Genomic DNA, 24,457 nt, shown 5'->3' on the forward strand with positions numbered 1-24,457 from the left:
GCAAACACATCATGCGAACTTCGTTTCCCGATCCGGTCTGCTGGTTCGACGGCATGCCCTTGCTGCCGCAGCATTTCCAGACCCAGGCGCTGCACGCGGCGGGGCACGCCGCGCTGCTCGCCAGCGCCGCGCGCGCGCATTACTGGGGCGTGCTCTCGCTTGAGCACGACGCCGCCGGGCTTGCCCAGGGGCTCGTGCGCATCAGCGCGCTGGAGGCGATCATGGCCGACGGCCTCGCGATTCGCCACACGCCGCATGACCCCGTGCTGGAAATCGACGTGACCCATGCGTTCGGCGCGCCGGATGAGACGGTCACGATCTATCTTGCTGTGCCGCCGTTGTACCGCGGCGGCCAGCTCGATCCGCAGACCGGGCGCTACGCCCAGCGCGAGAGTCCGGATGTTCCCGATCTTGTCTCGGGCGGCGAGCCGGCGTCGATCACGACATGGTCGCCGCGCCTGCACCTCATGACCGATCTCGGCCGTCACGAGTTCGACCGCTTGCCGCTCATGTGCGTGAGGCAGCAGGGCGGCGGGGTGGCGATTGCGGATTACGCGCCGCCGTGTCCGTTCGTGCGCGCCGACTCGATGCTCGGTCAACGCGTGATGCGGCTGCTGCTGCGCGTGCGCGAAAAATGCGTGTTCCTGGCCGGGCGCCTGCAGGCGGCACAGCGCGCGGAAGAGCGCGACGACGTCGCGCAGATCGAGCGCCAGCTCTGCGCGCTCTGGAGCCGCCTGCCCGAAGTGGAGGCGACGCTCGTCACCGGCATCGCGCATCCAGCCGAACTGTATCGCGCCGTTGCCGGCATGACGGGCGCGCTCGCGGCGCTGCGCCCCGAGCGCGGCGTGCCCGCCTTCGCGACGTTCGATTACATGGCGCTGCTCGCGTCGTTCGATCCGCTGCTCGAATGGGCGGATGAGGCGCTCGCGACGATCCGCCAGGGTTATCGCGTGCGCGCGTTCACCGAAGAGGGAGGCAGCTTCTGGATCGCGCCGCCGTTCGAAAGCGGCGGCAACGTTGCGCGCGAACTCGTGATCGGGCTGCGCATGCCGGCCGATGCTGGCGAGCACGACGCGAGCGTGTGGCTCGACCATGCTGTCGTCGCGTCGCGGCCCTACGTGCCTACGCTCGCGCGGCAGCGCATGCGGGGACTCGCGCGCCGCCGACTCGCGCGCGAAGAGCGCGCCGCTTACGCCACGGGCGACGATACCACGCTCTTCGCGGTGACCGTGGAGGACGCCTGGTTCGACCGCGCGCAGCCGTTGTGCATCGAAGTCCGCACGAGCGTGCCGGGACGCGCGCCCTGGGCCGTGCAGCTTTTCACGCCCACGGGCGACGCCGACGACGACGCACGCCACGCGGGAGCCGACCATGTTTGATACCAGCGACCCGAGCGACGAGCGCCTGCCGCTCATGCGCGCGTTCGTCGTGGCGTTCGCTTTCGCGGAGAACGCGCGCCTGCGCGCGGTCGCCCAGGCGGCGAGCACGGCGAACGCAGCTAACGCCGCCGCCGCGGAACCATCCGCCGATCCCCAGCGCGAAGCCGACACGCTCGCCACGCAGTTGCAGTCCGCCACGCGCAAGCTCGCGCGCGACGCGATGGCGTGGACCGGCGCGGCCGGCGAAGCGGACATTGCCGCCGCGCAATACGCCTATGTCGCGCTGCTCGACGAATTGCTGCTGTTTTCGCCGTGGAATGGCGCGAGCGTGTGGGAAAGCTGGCCGCTCGAAGCGCGCATTTTCGGCACGCGCGCGGCGGGCGAGCGCATTCCGGCCGCCATCGAAGCCTTGCTCGCGCAGCGCGATCCAGCGCAGCGCGATCTCGCCAACGTCTATCTCGCCTGCCTCACGCTAGGCTTTCGCGGCCGCCTGCGCGGCGAGGCGGGCGCCTTGCGCCACGACCAGTTGCGCCACGCGCTGTTCGCCTTCGCCATGCAGCGCGACCCCGAGCCCAACCGGCTTGGCGCACCGCTCGAACGCGCCGCGCTCGCGCCGCGCGAAACCCGGCCGCTCACGCAGATGTTTCCAGACCGCGCACGCCTCGCGCTGTTCGTGGGCGGCGGGTTCGCTGTGCTGCTTGGCGTGTCGCAGCTGCTGTGGCTCTACGCGACGGCGCCTGTGCGTCCGTCGCTCGAACAGTTCGAAACGGTGTCGTTGATGCAAGGGCGTCCGTCGCAACTCAGCCATACGAGCACGACGGGCATGGTGCTGCCGCGCGCAAGGACGATCCGCAGGCTGCGGCCACCGGGTCCACCCGAGGACCTGCAGCCCGCGCCGCAAACACAGGACACACTCACCGGGCCGGCGGTTCCGGCCACGCCGCCCGCCACGCTCGCGCTCGCGGCGCGGCGCATCGTCCCGGTGAGCGTGCCGGGCACTGACGAAGACAGTGAGGAAAGTTCTGGCGCCGCGCCGCGGGGAGCCCGGCCATGACGACCACACTCGTAGTCGTCCTGATCGTTCTGATCGCGCTGCTGATCGTGGGGCTCGCGGCTGCGCTCATTGTGCGCTGGGTGCGCGCGCGCGACGAGCGCAGGCCGCTGCGCAATTTCACCGCCATGATGCGCGCGGCGCACAACGCGATGGGCGTGCGCGACCCGTACTCGGTGCCGCGCGTGCTGGCCACGGGCACACCAGCGGCGCTCGACGCGCTGGCGCGTGGCTGGCGCCTCGCGAGCGTGGGCGAGCCGGCCTGGTTCGGCCGGCTCTGGCACGACGCGGAAGGCATTCTGATTGCCGAGCCGGGCGACTCGCTCGGCGCGCGCGCAGCCGCCGAGCGCCGGCGCGGGGCGACCGGCGGGCGTTTGCTGCGCGGCTTGTTGCGCAGCCGGCCGGGCCGGCCGCTCGACGCACTCGTGTGGGTGATCGCGCTCGACACGCTCATCGACGAGAACGGCGCCGCGCGTGCGGATACCGACGCGGCGCTCGAAGCGTCGCGCACGGTGCTCGCGCTGCAGCGCCAGCTTGGGCAGATGCTGCCGCTCTACGTGGTGGTGACGGGCTGCGACGCGCTGCCTGGCTTCGATGCGCTCGCGGCGCGCCTGCGTCGCGAGCGCATCGAAACGCCGCTGGGCTGGGCCTCGCCGTACGCGCCGCGGCGCGCGTTCGAACCCGCGTGGGTGGACGATGCGTTCGCCGACATGAGCCGCGCGCTCGCGGCAACGGTCACCGAAATGGGCACGCTCGACGGCGCGCTGGACGGCGACGTGTTCCTGCTGCCGCAGCGCATCGACACGCTGCGCGAGCCATTGCGCGAGCATATCGAACCCACCTTGCGCGGCGCCGCCGACGGCACTGCGCCACTCCTGCGCGGCATCTGGTGCGTGGGCGCGATGCCGCAGGCGCAGGAGCGCGAAGAGCCCGCCATCACGAATGTGGCGCGCAAGGAGGCGCGCGCCGCGGCGGCGCCGGCCTTCGCCTCGCGTCTGTGGCACGACGTGCTGATGCCGGGGCAGGGACTCGCGCTCGCCATCCCGCGCGTGCTCGCGCTGCGCATGCGGCGCTACCGCATCGCCACGTTCGCCGCGATCGCGCTGGGCGTGTGCTGGTGCGTGGGGCTTGGCGTGACCACGTGGCACGTGCGCAGCGACGCGCGCGCGCTTGCCAGCAGCTACGACGCGCTGGCGCTCGCGAGCGTCGCCTGGCACGAAGCGGGCGCGAGCAGCAGCGAAGCGGCGGCGTCAAACGCGCTTGGCAGCGCCGCGACCGCCTTCGTCAAGGTGCCGCGCTGGCAGCTTGCCACGCCGTTCATGCCGCTCTCGTATTTCGGCCTGCACCGCCGGCTCGCCGACGCACAAGACCACGTGCTGAGCGGGCTCGTGTTCACGCCGCTGCGCGCGCGGCTAGTGAGCCGCCTGGCCGAACTGAACTGCGATGGCGCGCCTGCTGCATCGGACGCAAACGCCAGCCTCGCGGCCGCCGCGCGGCGTCCCCAGGACCTGCCTGAATATACGCAGGGCACGCGGCTCGTCACGAACGCGGCGCAAACGGAGCGGCTGATTACGAACTACAACGAGCTGGTGGAGCGCGACTCGGGCAACACCGTCATGCTCGCGCAGCTCATGCGCGGCGCAGTGGGCGTGAGCTTTTCTCCCGATCATGTAGCCGACCGGGCGGGGCTTGACGACGCGGTGCGTGCAACCGCAGTGGAGGGCGGTCAGCTGCCGTTCGACGGCACCGAGGCGCGCGCCGCGCAAGCGCGCGCGAGCGTGTGCTTCGAGGAGACCTTCGATCGCTGGTTCGACGATATTTATCAGGACTCCTCGCTCACGACGAACGCCGCGCAAATCCAGACCATGCTCGCCGATCTGAAGGCGCCCGGCGCGGTGCCCACCACCGCTTCGCTCTCCGAACTGGCCACGCGCATCGACACGCTCGCCACCCAGGTCGATACCGCCGACCACGGCTGGGCGGGCACCCACGGCCAGGAACTCGTGCCTGGACTCACGGCGACCTTCGACACGGCAAAAGGCCTGCGCCTGATTGGCGCGACGCCGGTGGCGAGCGTGCTCGAGCACGAACAGAGCGAACAAAGCGCGTTCGCGGCACGCTGGCTCGCAAGCGGCAACCTGCCAGGCGTGCTGGTCTCCAATCCCGCCACGGGGCTGCAGCTGGCTGCGGACCTGCTGCCGCTGCGCGATGCGTTGCGCACGCTGCTCGGCCAGTCGTTCGTTGCCGGCGAGGGCAATGCGGCGGCCGAAATTCGCAGCGTGGATGCGGACTCGGCGCAACGCGCGCTGGCCGTCCTGCCGGCCTACAAGCAATATGGCGCGGGGCTCCTCGCGCAGGCGCCGGAAGCGTGGCGCGGCGCGCTCCTCGCTGCAGCGGGCAACGCGACCGTGCACAGCATGATGGCCGCGCTTTCGGCACCTGCCGCGCCGGGCGGGGCGCGCAACGTCGCGTATGCGCCGCAAACGCAAGGGGCCCCCTTCGACACGCTGCGCAAGAACGCGACCGATCTCGTGGAAGCATTCGACTCGCTCGGCCGCCCCGATCTCGCGCAGGCGGTTGCGCTGCGCGTGAGCGACGCCGCGCTCGACGTGCTGCGCGCGACCGACGCGCAGTTGCAATCGCTCGAACCGTTCCGGCCGGTGCGCGGCGACTTCACCGCCTGGAACGGCAACGCCGGCGGCTCGATGCGCGCGTTCGGCGCGGCGACGCCCGAAGCGCTGCAAACCTATCTCGCCGCCCAGGCGGGCGCGGTGGCCGACACGGCCACGCTCGCGTCGAGCGCGCTCGACTGGCTCACGGCGCAGAACCCGCCGCTCTCCACCGCGGACGCGCGCCTCGTTGCGCGCTGGAAGGCGCTCTTCGCGGACCTCGCGCAATACCGCGCGCGCAGCCCGGCGAGCGCGCTGGTGGCGGTGCCGTCGATCATCTCCAACCAGCTCGACAAAATGGACCTCGATACCTGCAGCGCCTCGCTCGCACAGGTCGATGTGCCGGGGACCGGCGACATCGTCTCGAGCGCGGGCATGCGGCTCGTCTCGTCCGCGCGCGAACGCTGCTACCGGCTGCAGATCGGCACAGGTGGCGATGCCTACGAACAGTTGCGCGGTTATTTCGCGCGTTATCTGGCCGGACGCTTCCCGTTCTCCGCGGACGCGAACGCGCAGGCGGCCGACCTGCGGCAGACGGCGGCGTTCGTGGCGCTGCTCGACGCGAAACTCGCTGACGCGCAACGCGGCATGAGCGCGGCGGCGGCGAGCGGCGGGCAGCAAGCGCTCGCGCAGCAGTTTCTGGCGAAGCTTGCCCGTGCGAAGCCCTGGCTCGACGCACTGGTGGCGCGCGGCGCGGACGGTGCGCTCGTGGGCGTCGACGTGGCGGTGGACTGGCGCATCGACCGCGCGGACGAAGCCGGTGCCGACCAGGTGATCCAGTGGTCGCTCGCGAGCGGCAGCCAGACGCTTACCTGGCCCGCCGCGGCGGGTACGCCGCTGCGCTGGGCGCCGGGCCAGCCCGCCGCACTGAGCCTGCGCTGGGCCAAGGACGGCCCGTGGCGGCCGATGCAGGACGCTTCGCAGCCGACCCTTTCCGTCGATGGCGAAGCCGCCACCTGGGCCGCCAACGACACATGGGCGCTATTGCGCCTCGTGCGTCTGCATGTCGTGCCGGACGATGGCCCGGATACCGGCACGGGAGCGGGCAACGCACGCATGGTGCTGAGCGTGCCGGTGCGAGACCGCAACGGCGGCACGCAAACCGCGCGCATGTTCATGCGCGTGGGTATGACGGGCGCGTCGAAAACAGCGCTCACGTGGCCCGACTTGCCTTACGCGGCGCCGGGCTACAGCGTGTACGGAACTCCAGCGGTGACTTATGGGCCGTATCCGTCGAGCACCTCGAACACCCAGGCGGGGCGCGGATGAACCCCGCTTTCGACATCGAGGCACTCGTTCAGCCGATACCGGGCGGCGCGCCCGCCGGCGTCTCGCTGCTGCACGACGCCGCCTTCGACGCGATCAAGGCGGCGCGCCGCGAGGACGACCCGGCATTGCCCGCGGGTATCTGGCAAACCACGCTCAAGGTGGCCGATTGGGCTGCGGTCGAAGCGGGTTGCGAGGACTTGCTCGCGCGCCGCAGCAAGGACCTGACGCTTGCCGCGTGGCTCGGCGAGAGCTGGCTGCAACGCTATGGCTGCGTTGCGTTGTCGGCTTGCTTCGCATTACTGAGTGAATTGTGCGCGCGCTACTGGGACGACATCCATCCTCTGCCACGCGACGGCGATCTCGGCTTTCGGGCCGCGCCGCTCGCATGGGTTGCCCAGCAGTTCCCGACCTTGCTCAGCGGGCGTATCGCGCTATGCGCGGGGCCCGATGGATCGGCGCTGACGCTTGCGCGCTGGCAAAGCGCGCAGCGCGAGGCCGTAGCGCTGAAAGACCGCAAGGACGTGCCTGCAGCGAAGCGCGAGGAAGCCGCGCGCCTGGCGCTGGCGCTGGCGCAGGCCGCGCACGAAGCCGCGCCCACCGCGCTACGCGACCAGTTGCAGGCGCTGCGCGCCGCCCGCGCGCCGATTGCAAAGCTCGATGCGTGGTGCACGCAGCGGCTCGGCGCGGAAGCGCCGTCGTTCGGGGTGCTGCTGGAGACGATCGAGCGCATGGAGAGCGTGTTGCGCGACTGGCTCACGAAGCATCCCGATTGGGAGGACGTACCGATGGTTGAGTCCGCATCGATTCAGGAACAGGCGGTGGTCGAGCCTGCTGCGGTTCCGGTTGCCCCGGTTGGCGCGGCACAAGAGCCGACGGGACCGCGCCGGCTCGATGCGCCTCAGTCGCGCGATGAGGCGTACCGGTTGCTGGCCGTCGTGGCGGACTACCTCATGCGCTATGAGCCGCACAGTCCCGTGCCTTATATGCTCAAACGGGCGCTCGATTGGGGCGGCAAGCCGTTGCCGGAGTTGCTGGCCGAGTTGATGGCAGGCGAGCGGGGCAGGGCGTTGGGGGCGGCGCTCGGGTTGCTGCCAGAGAGCGAGTAAGGGCCCCTTACGAGCCGAGCCCCCTAAGAGCCCCTTAAGGCAGCCACGCCTCACCATCAGGGAACGTGTACTTCTCAAGCGAATCCGGCTTCATTTCGATGCTATAGCCCGGCGTGTGCGGCGGCATATAGCGCCCGTTGCGAATCACGACGGGGTCGACAAAATGCTCGTGCAAATGATCGACATACTCGAGCACCCGGTTCTCCAGCGAAGCCGAAACGCACAGATAGTCGAACAGCGAAATATGCTGCACGTACTCGCACAGTCCCACGCCGCCCGCATGCGGGCACACCGGGATACCGAACTTCGCCGCCATCAAAAGCACGACGATCACTTCGTTCAGTCCACCTAACCGGCAGGCATCCACCTGGCAAAAATCGATCGCCTTGGCCTGCAGCAACTGTTTGAACATCACGCGATTGTGACAATGCTCGCCCGTGGCAACCCCAATCGAGCCCAATCGCCTGCGGATCTCCGCGTGGCCGAGAATATCGTCGGGGCTCGTCGGCTCCTCGATCCACCACGGGTCGAATTCCGCGAGACGCCGCATGTTCGCCACCGCTTCATCCACGTCCCACACCTGGTTGGCGTCCATCATCAGCTTCAGGTTCTCGCCGATCTCCTCGCGCAGAATGCGCGCGCGCCGCACGTCTTCGTCGAGATTGCCGCCCACTTTCTGCTTGAAATGCGTCCAGCCCAGCGCCACGCCTTCGCGCGCGAGGCGGCGAATCTTGTCGTCGTCGTAGCCTAGCCAGCCTGCCGAGGTGGTATAGGCGGGGTAGCCCTGCGCGAGCATTTCCGCTTCGCGCACGCCCTTCGTTTTCGCGTGGCGGTGCAGGATGGCTAACGCTTCGTAAGGCGTGATCGCATCGGTGACATAGCGAAAATCCAGGCAGCGCACAAGTTCCTCGGGGCTCATGTCGGCGAGCAGCTTCCATACGGGCTTGCCAACCGATTTCGCCCACAGGTCCCACACCGCATTGACGACCGCCGCCGTGGCTAGATGAATCGCGCCCTTATCCGGTCCGATCCATCGTAATTGGCTGTCCGAAGTAAATGCGCGCCAGAATGCCCCCATATTCGCGGTAATGTCTTCGAGCCGCTTGCCGACGATCAATGGCGCCAGCGCGTTGACCGCTGTCACGCAAATTTCATTGCCGCGCCCGATGGTGAATGTAAGTCCGTGCCCTGTGAATTTGTCTGGAGAATCGGTTTCGAGCGTGACGTAAGTGGCGGAGTAGTCCGGCGCGGCGTTCATGGCGTCGGAACCGTCGAGCGAGCGCGAAGTGGGAAAGCGGATGTCGCGAACGGACAGTTTGCTGATCGTGGTCATTCGAACTCCCTATGGAAGGGACGGCTTTCGGGTAGGGGAAAACCAGGCGTTTGCACGCGTTGACAACGCTGAATCTGCTACCTAGCATGCTAGCATGTCTTCTCAAAATCAAGCGCGCCGTGAACTCTTCATCCGAGGTGGCGAGTGTCGCCGGCAATCCTTATGTCGCACTGCAAAAGATCAGGGGCGGCGAGCGCGGCAGCCTGACTGATGCGGTCGAGCAGGCGCTGAGAGAAGCGATTGTGACGCTCGCGCTGGAACCCGGAATGATGATCGACAAGACGGCGGTCTGCGAACGCATGGGCGTGTCGCGCTTTCCGGTTTCCGCCGCGCTGGCGAAGCTCGCGCATGCGGGTCTCGTCGAAGTTTTGCCGCAGCGCGGCACGCGTGTCAAACCGATCGCGCTCGACGATATTCGGCAGCATCTGTTCATTCGCAGCGCGCTGGAAGTCGAAACGGTGCGCGGTGTCGCGCGCATGAAGAATAGCGCCACGATCGACGCACTGGCCGCCAATCTCGACGAGCAGCGCAAGGTCGCCGGTCATGGAGAGCGTCTTGTGTTTCATGAGCTCGATCTCGCGTTTCATGAAATCCTGCTCGACGCGGTGAACCTGCCGCGCGTGAAAGAGATCGTCGCGGTGTCGCGCAACGCGCTCGATCGTGCAAGGCAATTGCTGGCAAGCCCAGAGCGTCTCGTGCATACGCTCGACGAACACGAACGGATTTTCGAGGCCATTCGCGCCGGCCGTGCCGACGCGGCGGCGAAAGCCATGCACGACCATCTCGATCAGGTGATCGAGGAGCTGCACCGGTCCGCGAAAGCGCGGCCGGATCTCTTTGCACCTTAAGTACCCTGAGCAGCTTAGCCTTACGTCAAGCAACGACCGTACTTCAACCACTTCGTGCAGCGCCGCAAGCCGCTCCGCGCACGGAATCAAGGGGCCCCGGTAATGTGTCTGGCTTTTCTTTACGGATTTGCGCCATGACGCCGCTCATTTCCGTTAGCAAGCTGAGCAAGAGCTTTCCCGGCGTGAGAGCGCTGCACGAAGTGCAATTCGAGCTCATGGCGGGCGAAGTGCACGCGCTGATGGGCGAGAACGGCGCGGGCAAGTCGACGTTGATGAAGATTCTCGCGGGTGTCTATACGCGCGACTCGGGCGACATTCTCTACGACGGCCAGCACGTCGCGTTCGCCAGCCCGCGCGAGGCCCAGGCCGTGGGCGTCGGCATCATTCATCAGGAACTCCAGCTGATGAATCATTTGACCGTCGCGCAGAACATGTTCATTGGCCGCGAGCCGCGCGGGCGTCTTGGACTCTTTCTCGACGAAGACAAACTCAATGCGCAGGCGCGCGCGATTCTCTCGCGCATGCACGTCCAACTCGACCCTCGCACCGTGGTCGGCTCGCTCACCGTCGCGAGCCAGCAGATGGTCGAGATCGCCAAGGCGCTGTCGTACGATTCGCGCGTGCTCATCATGGACGAGCCGACTTCTGCGCTCAACGACGCGGAAATCGCCGAGCTTTTCCGCATCATTCGCCAGTTGAAAGAGCGGGGCGTGGGGATCGTCTACATCTCGCACAAGATGGATGAGCTCAAGCAGATCGCCGATCGCGTCACCGTGCTGCGCGACGGCGAATACGTGGCTACCGTCACCGCCGCCGATACGAGCGTGCAGGCCATCATCGGCATGATGGTCGGCAGAACGCTCGCCGACGTCGCGCCTTATCAGGGTCCGGCGCACCAGGGCGAAGTCGCGCTCGAAGTGAGGCATCTGAACGCCGGTCCGCTCGTGCGGGACGTGAGCTTCACGTTGCGCAAAGGCGAAATACTAGGCTTCGCGGGTCTCATGGGCGCGGGCCGCACCGAAGTTGCGCGAGCCGTGTTCGGCGCGGACCCGGTCGAATCCGGCGAGATCTACGTAAAAGGCGCGAAGGCGTCGATCAAAACGCCGAGCGACGCGGTCGCGCACAGCATCGGGTATCTCTCCGAGGACCGCAAGCGCTTTGGTCTCGCGACCGGCATGGACGTCGAATCGAACATCGTGATGTCCAATCTCGGCAAATTCCTCTCGCTGAATCTGTTTTTGCGCCGCATGCAAATACGCAAGACGGCGGCGCATTTCATCAGTCTGCTCGCCATTCGCACGCCTTCCGCAACGCAGCCGGTGCGTCTGCTCTCGGGCGGCAATCAGCAGAAGATCGTCATTGCGAAATGGCTGGAGCGCGATTGCGACGTGCTTTTTTTCGACGAGCCCACGCGCGGTATCGACGTCGGCGCGAAAAGCGAGATCTACAAGCTGCTGCGTGCGCTTGCGGAACAAGGCAAGGCGATCGTGATGATCTCGTCGGAACTCCCGGAAATCCTGCGCATGAGCGACCGGATCGTAGTGATGTGCGAAGGCCGTATCACTGGCGAGCTCTCCGCCAGCGAGGCGACTCAGGAGCGCATCATGCATCTCGCGACCCAGCGCGAAACCTTGCAAGCGGCATGAGCCTCAAGAGGTCGAATCCATGACTATGCAATCGGATACTGCGGCACTGGCGGATCAGAAACGGTCGGCCGGCTTAAGGGCGCGTATTTTCTCGCCCACTGCGCTGCAGAAAATGCTCGCGTTCGCGAGCCTGATCCTGCTGTTGATCTTCTTCAGCTTCGCCTCGCCTGCCTTCATGCAGATGGACAATATCCTCGGCATTCTGCAGGCAACGGCGGTCAACGGCGTGCTCGCCATTGCCAGTACGTTCGTCATCATCACGGGCGGCATCGATTTGTCCGTTGGCACGTTGATGACATTTACGGCGGTGATTTGCGGCGTGTTCCTGACGTATTGGCATTTGCCGATGTGGATCGGCGTGCTTGCAGCCATCGCAACGGGCGCGCTGTGCGGAACGGTATCGGGCACGCTCACGGCGAAGATGAAAATACCGCCGTTCATCGCCACGCTCGGCATGATGCTGCTCCTCAAGGGGCTCTCGCTCGTGGTCTCGTCCGACAAGCCCATCTATTTCAACGACACCGAAAACTTCTACATGATTTCGCAGGACTCGTTGATCGGCTATTTCCTGCCCAGCGTGCCCGTGCCGAACGCCGTGCTGATTCTTTTTGTGCTCGCCATTGTGAGTTCGATCACGCTTAACCGCACGGCGCTTGGCCGCTATACGTTCGCGCTCGGCAGCAACGAAGAGGCCGTGCGCCTTTCGGGCGTCAATGTCGATCGCTGGAAGATCGCCATTTATGGCCTTGGCGGCGCGATTTGCGGCATTGCGGGTCTGTTGATCGCTTCGCGTCTGAATTCGGCGCAGCCAGCGCTCGGCCAGGGTTACGAGCTGGAAGCCATCGCGGCGGTCGTGATTGGCGGTACGTCGCTGAGCGGTGGGTCGGGCACGATACTCGGCACCATCATCGGCGCGTTCATCATGAGCGTGCTGACAAACGGCCTACGCATCATGTCGGTCGCGCAGGAATGGCAGATCGTGGTGACGGGGCTCATCATCATTCTCGCGGTTTATGCGGATATCTTGCGGCGCAAGAAGCGTTGAAAGAGGAGACGGAAGAAGCACGGAAAGAACGGGGAGTAAAAAGCAAGACTCCCTCACGGCTGGAGGTCTATGGCCCACCTTTGGAGGAGAAATGTCATGTTGAAAAGAAAACTGATCAGTGCCGTCATCGGAGTGGGCGCGCTCGTGGGCGCGTCGAACTTGGCCTATGCTGAGGAACCCTACATTCCGATTATTTCGAAGGGCTTCCAGCATCAGTTCTGGCAAGCCGTGAAAGCCGGTGCGGAACAGTCGGCGCAGGCGAACAATGTCCGCATCACGTTCGAAGGCCCTGAAACCGAGGCGATGGTCGACAAGCAGATCGACATGCTCTCGGCGGCGCTCGCCAAGAAACCGCAGGCGCTCGGGATTGCCGCGCTCGACAGCAAGGCCGCCATTCCGCTGCTCAAACGCGCGCAGTCGAACAAGATTCCCGTGATCGCGTTCGACTCGGGTGTCGATAGCGATATTCCGCTCACGACCTGCGCGACGGACAACCTGGCCGCCGCCGCGCTCGCCGCCGACAAGATGGCGGAGATGATCGGCAACGCGGGGGAAGTCGGCGTGATCGTGCATGACCAGACGAGCCGCACGGGTATCGACCGGCGCGACGGCTTCCTCAACGAGATGAAGACGAAGCACCCGGGCATCAAGATCGTCTCCGTGCAGTACGGCGCCGGCGACCACCTGAAGTCGGCGGAAATCGCCAAGGCCATGATTCAGGCGAACCCGAACCTCAAGGGCATTTTCGGCGCCAATGAAGGTTCGGCCGAAGGCGCGGCGATCGGTGTGAAGGAGTCGGGCAAGAAACTGGTGCTGATCGGCTTCGACTCGGGCAAGGAGCAAAAGGAAGCGATCATGTCCGGCTTGATGGCGGGCGCGATTACGCAGAACCCGGTTGGTATCGGCAAGTGCGTGGTCGATTCCGCGGCGAAGGCGTTGAAGGGCGAGACGCTGCCGAAGAAGATCGACACGGGCTTTTACTGGTACGACAAGACCAATATGAGCGATCCGAAGATCGCTGCGGTGCTTTACGACTGATGGGTGTGGGTCACGCGCAAGGCGGGAGGAAGAGTTGCGGCTCTTCCTCTTTTTTTGCGAGTCTGCGGCATTAGCCTCGAACGACTCACTTGCCCAGTTGTTCTGCCCGCAAACCAAGAGCGGCGATGACGTCGGCGAAATCGGAGGTCACAAGCGCGCCCACCTCGCGGGCTACCGGCTCAGGGCCATCGACCTCGCAACGATATGTGATCCGAGTGCCGCGTTCGGTCGGCGAAAGCGCGTGACGAACGCGAACGACCACGCCAGCGTCGGGCACTTCAGTGACATCCTCGAAACCCTTGCCGGCCTCAACCCACCCGAAGCGGAACGGCAACCTCGTCGAGTCTGGCAGAACCATCACCGCAGTGGTGCCAGCCCGGAACGGTCCGTGCATTTCGATTCTAAGGACACCTTTGTTCCATTCCGACCACTTCTCCGGTTCCGCCAGGACGCCAAAAACCTGTGCCGGTGTCGCAGAACATTCACCCGTGACCTCAACTGACCACATGTCAGCTCCGTCCAAAGAAGAATATGCGCGCATATTATTCGTTGGAAAGCTACGTCGTCAACGTCGCAATGGCCAGGAGTGCGCAATGCGAGCTAAAGTCCCCACCGGCCGAGTCCGATACCGCATATTGGTGATCCGCCGTCGTGGCCGCGGCGCGTTAAATCATTGTGCAGGCGACGATTAGCGTGAACCAAAATCAGAAATAACCGGACCGGCCGCCGGTACCGGCAGAAACAATCAAGAACATGCGACAAAAACAACGGTAGCGATACATTCACCCTCGCCGGCGACAGCGCTTTCACGTTCACGACGCTGTTCGCCACGGGCGGCGCGTACGCAGTGAGCGTCCACGCCCAGCGCGCCACGCAGACCTGCACGCTCACGAACCGCAGCGGTTGCCGGTTTACGCTTGACGAACCGGTTTCCCAGCCGCCAGCAGTGGCGGACATTAGCGACTATCATCAATGCATACGATGCCAGGCAAACGAGCCGGGCTCGGCCGCGTAGCTGGCTGAGTGCGGGATTGTCAGTGCATCCGTCGGGCTCCCGCGCTCCGTCACGAACGCTCCGACCCGCTCCCATCCCTCGGCTCCCGCCGTTCCCCCGCCACGCCGCGCCCGCGACGTCCCGCTCGAACGCACCGCACCTGCACGCTTTTCTGCGGGCGAGGGCACAACCGCTCATCGCCCCAGCCGACAAAACCTCGACGCGCAATCGCGATCGCCGCGACGCGAGCCATGGCAAGAGGATTTGTCCGATGCACTTCCGTGGCCGCGTATTGAGCCGGACCGGAAGCATTGCCGGCGGAGTTTGCCGGCATACCGTAGTACTTGTAAGGAGGTATCGTGAAAACAGCCCTTGCTTCTACGCTCGCGTTGCTAATCTCAGGCGCAATCGCGCCGGTGGCCCATGCCCAGGCTGATGCGCAAGCCTCTGACGCGCAGCTTGCCCATGCCGTGCGCGTCGCGCAGGCGCGCAGCGGCGTTGGGATGTCACACATGTTTGTCTTTGCTCACTCAGGACAGATCACGCTGCTGGGATGGGTGCCAGAGCGGGAACACGTCGCGCGCGCCGAGCAGAGCGCGATGTCGGTGCCCGGTGTCACGTCGGTGGACAACCGGCTCTCCCCAGATGGAGGCTCGTTGAACGCGCATTGAAATCAAACTGAATCGCCGCGCGCACGACGATTGAAGCACGCCGCGCGCCAAAGGGTTTTCGGTTTTCCCATCCCGCCAGTTGGGATCGAGTGACTGGCACTCCGCTTCGCGCCGTCGGTGGCGCGCCAGGTCGGTGCAACTCCATTTGAAAGCGCTGTCAAATCGCGCTGCGATCAAATCGATCGACCCGACACGCGTTCATCCTGCATCGCGTCGTTCATTCCTCAGGTAAATCCCTCATAGCCGGTCCGTGAGACGCTGCCTAACATCCGCGTTGTTACCGCTAACGTTGCAGGTGGTTAGACTCCATCCGGACGAGCGTCACATCACGAGGAGACCAGCAATGCGTCCTTTGAGGACTTCGATGCGCGTGCTCTGCGCAGCCGTGGCCGTTTGCACGCTCGCATGGATCGCGGGCTGCGCGAACAACCAGACAATGGCTGCCCACGACGGGCGGCCGCTCGCCGCGGCGCCCGCTGAAGCGCTGCCGCCGCTGCGCAGTGTGATGGCCGCGCACTTCAAGGTCGGCGCGGCGATCGAACCCGATTCGATCGACAGTCCCGCCGACGCGGCGCTCATCGCCGCACAGTTCTCGAGTCTCACCGCCGAGAACAAGATGAAGCCGGGCACGATCGGCGTCGCGCAAGGCCAGTACAACTTCGCGCCGGCCGACCAGATCGTCGCCTTTGCTCAGGCGCACGGCATTGCGGTGCGCGGCCATACGCTGGTTTGGCACTTCAAGGCGGGCGACTGGACCGAAGCGCCGGCCTGGTTCTTTGCCGGCGATCCCCAAGACCCTCACTATCGCGACATCGTGGCGAAGCGGCTCGATCGATATGTAACCGATGTCGTCACACACTTCCGCGGCAAGGTCTATGCATGGGACGTGGTCAACGAAGTGATCAGCGACGACCCGCATCAGGTGTATCGCGAAGACAGCCCGTGGTATCGCGCGCTCGGCAAGGACTACATCGCGATCGCCTTCCGCGCGGCGCGCGCGGCGGACCCGAACGTGAAGCTCTATATCAACGAGTACAACACTGACGATCCGGGCAAGCGCGCGAAGCTGCTCGCGGTGATCCGCGATCTCCGTGCGCAGGGCGTGCCGATCGACGGGGTGGGGCATCAGATGCATATCAGCGTGAAATGGCCGCCGCTGCCGCACATCAAGCAGGCGTTCGACGACGTCGCCGCGCTCGGCCTCGAAAACCAGGTGACCGAGCTCGACGTGAGTCTCTATACCGATCCGGGCGAATGCTGGAGCCATCCGCATGCCTGTCTGCCGGACCTCGGCCATCCCGTGCCGAACGACATCATGCGCGCGCAAGCCGAGCGATATCGTGCGGTGTTCGCGCTGTTCGAGCAGGAGCCGAGCATCAAGGCGGTGACGTTCTGGGGCTACTCGGACAAGCATACGTGGCTGACGTCGACGCCGGTGCCGCGCAACAACCTGCCGTTGCCTTTCGATGCAAACCTGAAGCCGAAAGCTGCGCTGTGGACGATCGTCGATTCGTCTTATCAGCCATAACGTCAGCGCGTCTGCCGCAGCTTTGCCTTGTGATAGGCGCGGTGCGGCAGGTCCTCATTTCTTCAGATATCCGGTAATGAGGCGCGCCGCCTCGTCGACGAGTGCCTCCATCGTTTGATCCGAAAGCATCCTGGAGTCGTGCAGCACAGCGTTGTGTGTCAACGCCTCTATAGTCGTCACACATACATAGGACGCGAGCCCCAGATCGTCGATACGCAGTTCCTCGCGGTGCCTCTCCAGATAAGCGCTGAACAGGGCAAAGTTCTCACGGTTGAACGTTTCCAGCTTCTCCAGCTTGCCCACGCGCGGAATCTGCTCCGCCAGTACGCGATGAAGCTTGGGATCGACGCGGTGAGCCTTCACCGCAACCGTGACGAGTTTGTGCACCGCCTTGTCGATCGATTCCGTCAACACGCCCGCCAACTCGCGCCGGACCATTTGCGTGATCTCCTGCTGGTGGCGCTCGATGACGGCGGCAACGAGTGCCTCCTTGCTGGGGAAATATTGGTAGAGCGAACCAACGCTCACTCCCGCCACCGCTGCGATGCGGTTGGTGCTGGCCTTGTCGAAACCTTCCTTGACGAGAATGCGAGCAGTCGCTTGAACCAGCGCGTCGACCGTCGCGCGAGATCGTTGCTGAGTGGCGATCTTCCTGGGTTTGATGAGCGGTCTGCTTGCCATTTTTCCACGCCGCCAATGCGAGTATGAAAAGCGAATGATAGCTCGTACATTACTCGACATGGCAATGCAAGGCAGTCCCTTGCGCAGCTTGGGCGACGCGCAAAAAACCTCAAGGAGTCACGACATGCATGACACCTTGCAACATCTGTTTCGATACAAGGCCTGGGCGAATGACGAGCTGCTGACCGCGCTGGCGAGGCTTGGTGTCTGGCGTCGACTCACCCTTACGCGACTGGCCATCAAGGCCCTGAGCCATAGCTATGTCGTCGACCGGATCTTCGCGGCGCATCTGCAGCGTAAGGCCCATCCCTATACGTCGGCCAACCTGAGCGAGTTGCCAACGCTGGACGATCTGGCTGCGGACATCAGGAGGTCCGATCAGGAATACATCGAGTATGTGTGCGGGCTCGATCGCGACGCCCTGGCGGAACGGATCGATTTCGTGTTCACCGATGGCGCCCCGGGCCGCATGTCCCGGGAGGAAATGCTCGTGCACGTTATCAACCACGGCACCGGCCACCGTGGCCAGGTCAGCGCCCTCATGCTGCTCAACGCCGTTTCGCCGGCGCGAGATGGCTTCACGACCTGGTTGCATGAAGCACAGGCGTCGACGAGGGGACGAGGGTGACGCGTGGACGGCCACTCAGTCGCAACACTTGCTTGACCCGGAAGCCGGCCCGCTCGTTAACCGTCCATGCGCGAGCGATGCGAAACGAGACGATTCCAAACCTTGACCGGAAACGCGTCGAGTGCGGGCAGCCCAGGTTGCAGCGGACGCGGCTCGCCGCTCATGGCGGCGGCAATGGCAAGCGGGCGCGCTGCCGGTTGAACGCTGCGCGTTTCGCTTGGCGCTTGCGGCGCGGCCGCTCCTTTCGTGTCCTGCCTGCCGTTCGACTCCCTGGCGCCTTGCGTACGCGACGCGTGCGTGACCGATGCGGGCAGCGAGGGCGACACGAACGTGCCGGCCGCGCCGCGCATCTGGAGATAGCCCTCGTCGACGAGGATCGTATAGGCCAGCTCGACGGTGCCGCGCGCCGTGTTCAGTTGCGTGGCGAAGCTGCGCAACGCGGGCACGCGATCGCCCGGACGCAAATGCCCAGCCGCGATCGCGGTTCTGAAGCGCGCGCAGATCTGCAGGTAGATCGGCAACTGTAGTTGCCGATCGATATTGACGGTGAATTCAGTGGGCGGCACGGTCATGACGGTCTTGCCGGGAAGCGCAGAAGCGGAGATGAGTCAGCATGTCCTGGTCGACTCGACAATTCTTGGCACTTTTCGATAGTTCATGATCTTCCCACAATAGGTTCACACGACGCGACGGTGGCGAGTCCTTTCACGCAATGCAACGGCCGCCAGCCGCGTACCCGTGTCAACTGACTCTCATCTGGAGAATGTGCCATGAAGTTCGTCGTAATCGGTGGTTCCGGGCTGATCGGCTCGCGTGTTGTCACGCTGCTTGGCGAGGCGGGTCATGCGGCATTCGCTGCGTCGCCGCGTAACGGTGTGAATGCCGTGACGGGGGAAGGCCTGAGCCACGCGCTGGACGGCGCCGATGTCGTCGTGGATGTGGCGAACGCGCCTTCGTGGGAGCCGCAGGCGGTGCTCGATTTTTTCCGCACCTCGACGCGCAACCTCGACAAAGCGGAAGTGGCCGCGGGCGTACGCCATCACGTCGCGCTTTCCATCGTCGGTTGCGAGCGCACGCCGGAGAATGCTTATTTCGTTGCCAAGGTTGCGCAGGAAGAGGCGATCGAAGCGGCGGGCATGCCGTACACGATCGTGCGCGCGACCCAGTTCATGGAATTCATCGGCGCCATTGCGGATTCCGCCACGGAAGACGGAACGGTGCGCGTTGGGGACGGCCTGTTTCAGCCGATAGCCGCGGATGACGTAGCGGCGATCCTCGCGCAGGTCGCGCTTGCCGCGCCACTGAACGGTACTGTCGATATCGCGGGCCCGGACCGCGAGCCGTTCGCCACGATTGTCGGACGTTATCTACAGTCGGTTGGAGACCCGCGCCCGGTGGCGACGGATCAGGAAGCGCGCTACTACGGCGGTCGCGTCGAGGAACAGTCGCTCGTGCCGCTCGGCGATGCGCGGATTGGCCGCGTGAGCCTGGACCAGTGGGTGGCGCAAGCGAACAAGGGGTGATTTCAGGTTGATGCGAAACCTGCATCAGCAAGCAAGGCGTTGGCGCCGGCCCCTCGTTGGAGGGGCCTTGAGCGACGAAATCACCGTGATTCCGCTAGTACGTCACAGAGGTCCCACTGCCAGTAAAACTGTGCTGGACAGGAGAGTCGTTTGCGTAGTCGTTCACGGCCTGGATGATGTTCACGATCTGCTGCGGCAACATACCGCCGCTAACGGCGCGCATTGCAGTACGAGCCATCTCGACGGCTACGGGGAGGTCTTTGATTACCAGTGCGTTCATTTCGATTCTCCAAGGGCAAGTTGGTCAGTCCGGGAATGTCAGTGCTTGTTTTGAGGGTGTCGCTACTGACTCCTCGATAATGACTAAGGCAAAGCGCGTGCCAAACCGAGGCGCCGCGGTAAGCGATATCGCAGCGAGTTGAACATACTGGATATTGAATGGCGATCAGCACGAATTCGTGGACCTGCGTGCGCGCCAGGCCGGTGGGGCGGACCCAACTCTCTGGCTGGCACTGTGGGTTGGATCGCGACACTTGCGGTCGGTCCGGGATCGGAAGTCATGAGTCACCGTTTTGCATTCCCGCCCTATCCCTTGTTGAATCCACTGAAAATACGCGAGACAGTTCTCACGCACAGAAGCAGAAGCGCACCGAAGACGCTGTAGTCGACGTGATGCATCACGTCGGCCAGATAGAAAACGGATAACGCGACCATCGGGTGATACATCACGCGGTTTATCAGGCATTTCATCGGTATCTCACGCTATCGTTTTTGCCGACGCCGCAAGTCGCTGTGTGAACCGCTTCGTGCGAACCGGTTGACGCGCCAGGCTTTCAAGGTCCGAGGAAGGCTTGATTCCGAAGTCGGGGTGACGCTGATCCGTGACGATCCTTCCTGTGACGCAATTTGCCTGCAGGGAACCCTTGCAGTCCTGCTCGTGCGTCGATCTTTTTTGACCGATCGTCCACTTCTTGACGATGCATGCGTGCCCGTCGCCGGGCGTCAAAAAATTGCCAGGTCATCCTGATCAAGCGCGCGCTCTTTCGACCACGCGGCTACAAAACGGGAGTTCGAGTCAGACGCGTAAAGTGCTTCATTAAGCACGGTGAATCATCAGTAAGGAAACTGTCATCGAGTGGGATTGCGGGTATAACATGGAGCCCTTGTCCATCGTGACGAATGACCGGCGGCGAAGTCTGTCGCGCGGGAAATCGCATTTCACGCGAGCGATCCATGGATGCAGTCTCTGATGTTCTGCGTGCCATTCGTCTGAGTGGCGCCGTGTTTCTGAACGGGATATTCACCGCGCCGTGGTGCCTGATCGGTCGCACCGATGCCTCGCTCTGCGGCGCCTATTTACCGCCTTCCGAGCGTATCGTTTCCTATCATCTGGTCGTCGAGGGGAATTGCTGGGTCCAACTGGCTGACGATCCCGGTTCGGCTATTCACGTCCATGCCGGCGAACTGCTCGTGGTGCCTCAGGGCGAAACACACATCATGGGCAGCGCGATCGATCTTTCGCCCGTGCCATCAGACTCGTTGCTGGCTGGGCAAATGGCGGCAGCGCCGGGGGAAGTCATGACGCTGTCCCATGGCGGTGGCGGCGCGGCGACGCGCATCGTGTGCGGCTTTCTGGCCAGCGACGATACGTTGAACAATCCGCTGCTCTCATCGCTGCCGCGACTCTTCAAGATCGACATGCGCAAGGATCCGCGTGCGGCATGGCTCGAGTCATCGCTTAATCTTGCAGCCGCCGAAGCGGCCGAATCGCGCGCGGGTGGCACGATTGTGCTTGCGAGGCTATCGGAACTGCTGTTTGTCGAAGCGATCCGTAGCTGTATTGAAGCGCTACCTGAGGACCAGACCGGGTGGCTTGCTGGCGTGCGTGACCGCTACGTTGGACGCGCGCTGTCGTTGCTTCATGCTCAAGCGGCACATGCATGGACCGTCGACGAGCTTGCACGCAAGGTGGGCTTGTCGCGCTCCGCATTGGCGCAACGCTTTAGCGAACTTCTGGGGCAGCCGCCCATGCAATATCTCGCGAGATGGCGCATGCAGATTGCGGCGCAGGAGCTCCTGACCGGCAGCAAGCCGATCATCGCTGTTGCTGAACAGATTGGCTATGAGTCGGAGGCCGCGTTCAGTCGCGCATTCAGACGCGAATTCGGCATGCCGCCGGCGGGCTGGCGAAAAAGCAAGGAAAAGACCGGCGACGTGGGCGCATCGGCGCGGCATTCACAACACACGAGCGGCGCTGCGGCATTGCCGGATCAGTGATGCCTCGCGTGAGACGCAGCGTGGTCTCCACAACATCATCTGGCTCGAAGGGTGTCCATTAACACGAGTCGAGACGGCGTTTCAGTCATGTCGCATGGCGACTCGATCATAGAACTTCACGACGCCCGCGCTGCACTCGCCACACTGGGTTGAGCATGACGCAACAGTTCAAGGCGATGGAAGCACGAATACCATTGCGCAGTCAACCGAAGCGAACATCATCCATGGTCGTGATCGGGCGAATGGAAACAGGCGACGCGTGCGGCGATGACCGGGATCGTTTTCGTCGCACTGCCGGTTATAAGGGCTAGGCTTAAGGAGGGCTTTTGCAGAGGGGAGTATGAACGTGAACGGTGCGAGCAGCAAAATCGGCGCGATCCTCGTTATGGTCGTCATGAGTAGTAGCCCGATCCGTGCGTACGCGCAAACGGGCGTGGACTCCCGGGACGGCGCGACTGTGCAAAGGGCAGCCTACTCGACGTCGCGGCTTCAGAACAGGCCGGATAGCGCGGTGACCCGAGACGTCCGCGACGCCCTCAGACGGACACCGAGCGTGGATGCATCAGGCATTCGCGTCAGGGCGCGCCTCGGCGTCGTTACGCTTACGGGATGGGTGCCGGAAAGAAGGCAGATCGGGCTAGCCGGCAACGCGGCAAGGTCAGTGCGCGGAGTCAGGTCGGTGTCGAATCAGTTGGTCCTGCGAAACAGCCGCTAACGCATGTCTCGCAAAATGAGGCCGTTCGGCAAGGGGAGACATCAAATGCCTATTTCTCGAAGATCGGTCGTCGTAGGCGGCCTCGGGTTGCTTTGCGCAGGTCTCATCCAACGCAGCTATGCGCAGCCCATGCCGACTGAATTCCGTGTGGGCTACCAGAAGGCCGGCCTGCTCAGCGTTGCCAGGAATGAAGCCGTCTTCGAGCGGCGATTGAAGCCGCTCGGCGTCGAAGCGGTGAAATGGACTGAATTCGAACTCGGACCGCCGATGATGGATGCAATCGGTTCAGGGGCCATCGACTTCGGTTGGGTGGGGGACGTGCCCGCTATCGTTGCGCAGTCAGCCGGCGCGAAATTCGTCTATGTGGCATGCATGCCTGCGTCGGAACACGGGATGCTGGTGCGGGAAGGATCCGCCCTCCGATCTATCGCGGACATCAGGGGCAGGAAGGTAGCCTTTGCCCGCAACACCAGTGGACAAAGCGTTCTGTTGAAATGGCTCTCCAAGGCGGGCCTCGCCTATGGCGACATCGTCCCCGTATTGCTGTCGCCCAAAGATGGCTCTGTGGCGCTCGCGCGCGGCGACGTCGATGTCTGGGTCGTCCACGACCCTTACTTCGCGTTAGCGGAACGCGTCCAGCGGGCACACGCGATCGCCACCACAAAGGATATTGTCAACGGCAATTCCGTCTACGTAGCCAATCCCGAGTTCGCGAGGGAACACCCGAAAACGCTCGCGGCGGTTATCGATGAGGTGACAAAAGTCACGACGTGGGCGGCGCAAAATCGCGACAAGTTTGCCGAGGCGACTTCGGCTGCCATCGGCATGGACATTGATGCGGTGCGTCTCGCCATCGGTCGCAGCGACTTGACCGTGGGGCCTGTCACGCCCGCGATCGCCGCTCAGTTGCAGGAAACCGCCGACGCCTTCCTGAAGGTGGGTTTCATTCCAGGGCCTATCGTGGTGCGTAACGCCGTCTGGTCGCTCGCCAGCTGACCCGAGCGGCAATGCGGCGCGGAAAAGCCTCGCTCGGCATCCGAGGCAGCGTCCGTCGCGTGAAACTCGAAATCATGTAGCGCTTCGCTGTCCCCATACGGCAATATTGCCGCCGCCGAAAGCCCATAGATCAGGTGATTTCAGGAGTTGCAGTGCCTGATCGAGTCGAGACAGAGGCAGTGCAGATGTCGCGAGCAGTTGGTCGCGCATCTGCACGGCAGTCAACTCGAAGAATTCCGCGGCGGGCGAGCCGCCCTGGATCACGGGAAACTCTCCTTCGCCCCCCACCTGCGCGAGTCCCATGGCGGCCACGGTCTCCGGAAGGATGCGAGCCCAGAAGCAGTCTCGCCCCGACGCTTTCACAACGGTGTTGACGAGTGCCACCATGAATTCACGGATCACGTCGGACGATGACGCATGGACCGGGAAAAAGTCGACCTCCTCCAGTAACAGCCACCCGGACGGGCGAAGTGCATCGACCATCCGGCGAATCGCACGCTCGGGTTCGCGCAGGTGGTGGAGTATCCAACGCGCGTGGACAAAATCGAATGCGGAGGCTGGAAGCTCGGACTTGACGATGTCATGTTGCTGAACTTCAAGGTTCGGAAGACGGATCTCGTCGAGCAAAGTGGTGTTGATATCGGTTGCCATGACGCTGCCGGTTTGCCCGACCTGCTCGCACAGCCACTTCGCGATCGAGCCGCTTCCGGCCGCAACCTCCAGGCAGCGCGCCCCCTGACCGACGCCGAGCATCTTGATGCGACGCTCGGTCATCGGGTCGAGCATTTGCTCGAGCAGCGCCAGACGGCGATTCGCATGCTCCCAGGAGTTATCCAACGCATAGCCGGACATGAGTGCCTCGCACGTCGTTTAAAGCGTTGTCGCATCGCGCACGCAACGCTCAAGCCCCCGGTGCACCGGATGGACTCGTAGTGAGGTGACATGAAACTTAACCAACTCTGCCGAATTGGGCAGTGCGCGTGCATTCATCCGGAATCCTTATTACGGATGATCGACGACGAAACCATGAACTGTTTGAGCCGGGTGAACTGGCTGCTAG

The 24,457-nt window shown here is 64.1% G+C and carries 21 protein-coding genes and 1 pseudogene; 15 read left to right on the plus strand and 7 right to left on the minus strand.

What is annotated here, in order from left to right; translation table 11 throughout:
• Positions 1–11 precede the first annotated feature (11 nt).
• From tssK to tssA, 4 genes are read left to right on the plus strand one after another with little or no spacing between them, the layout of a single operon-like run.
• Positions 12–1,379: a type VI secretion system baseplate subunit TssK gene (tssK, locus tag FAZ97_RS19050; protein ID WP_158759990.1), complete on the plus strand. Its 1,368-nt coding sequence runs from the start codon at positions 12–14 to the stop codon at positions 1,377–1,379.
• A complete protein-coding gene (locus FAZ97_RS19055; protein ID WP_158759991.1) occupies positions 1,372–2,433 on the plus strand; it encodes a DotU family type IV/VI secretion system protein in 1,062 nt (353 codons plus the stop codon). The genes tssK and FAZ97_RS19055 overlap by 8 nt, the downstream gene beginning before the upstream one ends.
• On the plus strand, positions 2,430–6,368 hold the full coding sequence (locus FAZ97_RS19060) for a type VI secretion system protein (RefSeq protein WP_158759992.1): 3,939 nt from the start codon (positions 2,430–2,432) through the stop codon (positions 6,366–6,368). Before FAZ97_RS19055 ends, FAZ97_RS19060 begins: the two co-directional genes overlap by 4 nt.
• Positions 6,365–7,474 (plus strand): type VI secretion system protein TssA, encoded by a 1,110-nt coding sequence (tssA, locus tag FAZ97_RS19065; protein ID WP_158759993.1) that lies wholly within the window; start codon positions 6,365–6,367, stop codon positions 7,472–7,474. Before FAZ97_RS19060 ends, tssA begins: the two co-directional genes overlap by 4 nt.
• Positions 7,475–7,508: 34 nt before the next feature.
• On the opposite strand, the gene FAZ97_RS19070 is transcribed toward tssA, so the two are convergent.
• On the minus strand, positions 7,509–8,807 hold the full coding sequence (locus FAZ97_RS19070; protein ID WP_158759994.1) for an L-fuconate dehydratase: 1,299 nt from the start codon (positions 8,805–8,807) through the stop codon (positions 7,509–7,511).
• A gap of 86 nt (positions 8,808–8,893) precedes the next feature.
• On the opposite strand from FAZ97_RS19070, the gene FAZ97_RS19075 reads away from it, so the two are divergent.
• The 4 genes from FAZ97_RS19075 (at position 8,894) to FAZ97_RS19090 (ending at position 13,384) form a co-directional block, all read left to right on the plus strand.
• Complete coding sequence (locus tag FAZ97_RS19075; RefSeq protein ID WP_158759995.1) at positions 8,894–9,655, plus strand: GntR family transcriptional regulator; 762 nt, start codon at positions 8,894–8,896, stop codon at positions 9,653–9,655.
• Positions 9,656–9,789: 134 nt separating this feature from the next.
• Complete coding sequence (locus tag FAZ97_RS19080; protein WP_158759996.1) at positions 9,790–11,301, plus strand: sugar ABC transporter ATP-binding protein; 1,512 nt, start codon at positions 9,790–9,792, stop codon at positions 11,299–11,301.
• Positions 11,302–11,320: 19 nt separating this feature from the next.
• Complete coding sequence (locus FAZ97_RS19085; RefSeq protein ID WP_158759997.1) at positions 11,321–12,346, plus strand: ABC transporter permease; 1,026 nt, start codon at positions 11,321–11,323, stop codon at positions 12,344–12,346.
• A 96-nt stretch (positions 12,347–12,442) separates the two neighbouring features.
• The gene (locus tag FAZ97_RS19090) at positions 12,443–13,384 is read left to right on the plus strand and encodes an ABC transporter substrate-binding protein (protein WP_158759998.1); all 942 of its coding nucleotides are present in this window, start codon (positions 12,443–12,445) and stop codon (positions 13,382–13,384) included.
• 85 nt (positions 13,385–13,469) lie between these two features.
• Here FAZ97_RS19090 and FAZ97_RS19095 read toward each other — a convergent pair whose 3' ends face one another.
• Positions 13,470–13,892, minus strand: coding sequence for an SRPBCC family protein (locus FAZ97_RS19095; RefSeq protein WP_158759999.1), 423 nt, complete (start codon positions 13,890–13,892; stop codon positions 13,470–13,472).
• An 845-nt stretch (positions 13,893–14,737) separates the two neighbouring features.
• Between FAZ97_RS19095 and FAZ97_RS19100 the strand changes: the two genes are divergently transcribed.
• Together FAZ97_RS19100 and FAZ97_RS19105 are read left to right on the plus strand one after the other, a co-directional pair.
• Positions 14,738–15,049, plus strand: coding sequence for a BON domain-containing protein (locus FAZ97_RS19100; RefSeq protein WP_158760000.1), 312 nt, complete (start codon positions 14,738–14,740; stop codon positions 15,047–15,049).
• Between the two features lie 343 nt (positions 15,050–15,392).
• A complete protein-coding gene (locus FAZ97_RS19105) occupies positions 15,393–16,577 on the plus strand; it encodes an endo-1,4-beta-xylanase (RefSeq protein ID WP_233271790.1) in 1,185 nt (394 codons plus the stop codon).
• Positions 16,578–16,631: 54 nt separating this feature from the next.
• Here the strand turns inward: FAZ97_RS19105 and FAZ97_RS19110 are convergent, their stop codons facing one another.
• Positions 16,632–17,258, minus strand: a complete 627-nt coding sequence (locus FAZ97_RS19110) for a TetR/AcrR family transcriptional regulator (protein WP_158760001.1) — start codon at positions 17,256–17,258, stop codon at positions 16,632–16,634.
• A gap of 124 nt (positions 17,259–17,382) precedes the next feature.
• On the opposite strand from FAZ97_RS19110, the gene FAZ97_RS19115 reads away from it, so the two are divergent.
• Positions 17,383–17,886, plus strand: coding sequence for a DinB family protein (locus FAZ97_RS19115; protein ID WP_158760002.1), 504 nt, complete (start codon positions 17,383–17,385; stop codon positions 17,884–17,886).
• A gap of 71 nt (positions 17,887–17,957) precedes the next feature.
• Here the strand turns inward: FAZ97_RS19115 and FAZ97_RS19120 are convergent.
• Positions 17,958–18,458 (minus strand): annotated as a pseudogene (locus tag FAZ97_RS19120) (GntR family transcriptional regulator); the annotation flags it as partial.
• Between the two features lie 198 nt (positions 18,459–18,656).
• Here FAZ97_RS19120 and FAZ97_RS19125 point away from each other — a divergent pair.
• Positions 18,657–19,409, plus strand: coding sequence for an SDR family oxidoreductase (locus tag FAZ97_RS19125; protein ID WP_158760003.1), 753 nt, complete (start codon positions 18,657–18,659; stop codon positions 19,407–19,409).
• Between the two features lie 94 nt (positions 19,410–19,503).
• On the opposite strand, the gene FAZ97_RS19130 is transcribed toward FAZ97_RS19125, so the two are convergent.
• Together FAZ97_RS19130 and FAZ97_RS35240 are read right to left on the minus strand one after the other, a co-directional pair.
• A complete protein-coding gene (locus FAZ97_RS19130) occupies positions 19,504–19,689 on the minus strand; it encodes a hypothetical protein (protein ID WP_158760004.1) in 186 nt (61 codons plus the stop codon).
• Between the two features lie 305 nt (positions 19,690–19,994).
• Entirely contained in the window at positions 19,995–20,159 is a 165-nt protein-coding gene (locus tag FAZ97_RS35240) for a hypothetical protein (RefSeq protein WP_199272154.1), read from the minus strand.
• A gap of 483 nt (positions 20,160–20,642) precedes the next feature.
• Between FAZ97_RS35240 and FAZ97_RS19135 the strand changes: the two genes are divergently transcribed.
• The 3 genes from FAZ97_RS19135 (at position 20,643) to FAZ97_RS19145 (ending at position 23,397) form a co-directional block, all read left to right on the plus strand.
• Positions 20,643–21,686: an AraC family transcriptional regulator gene (locus tag FAZ97_RS19135; RefSeq protein WP_158760005.1), complete on the plus strand. Its 1,044-nt coding sequence runs from the start codon at positions 20,643–20,645 to the stop codon at positions 21,684–21,686.
• A 394-nt stretch (positions 21,687–22,080) separates the two neighbouring features.
• On the plus strand, positions 22,081–22,401 hold the full coding sequence (locus tag FAZ97_RS19140; RefSeq protein WP_233271816.1) for a BON domain-containing protein: 321 nt from the start codon (positions 22,081–22,083) through the stop codon (positions 22,399–22,401).
• A 129-nt stretch (positions 22,402–22,530) separates the two neighbouring features.
• Positions 22,531–23,397, plus strand: a complete 867-nt coding sequence (locus FAZ97_RS19145) for an aliphatic sulfonate ABC transporter substrate-binding protein (protein WP_158760007.1) — start codon at positions 22,531–22,533, stop codon at positions 23,395–23,397.
• Positions 23,398–23,469: 72 nt separating this feature from the next.
• Here the strand turns inward: FAZ97_RS19145 and FAZ97_RS19150 are convergent, their stop codons facing one another.
• Positions 23,470–24,249 carry a class I SAM-dependent methyltransferase gene (locus FAZ97_RS19150; RefSeq protein ID WP_158760008.1) on the minus strand — a complete coding sequence of 260 codons (780 nt, stop codon included), beginning with the start codon at positions 24,247–24,249 and terminating at the stop codon, positions 23,470–23,472.
• Positions 24,250–24,457 lie beyond the last annotated feature (208 nt).

This window comes from Paraburkholderia acidiphila (assembly GCF_009789655.1).
Classification (GTDB): domain Bacteria; phylum Pseudomonadota; class Gammaproteobacteria; order Burkholderiales; family Burkholderiaceae; genus Paraburkholderia; species Paraburkholderia acidiphila.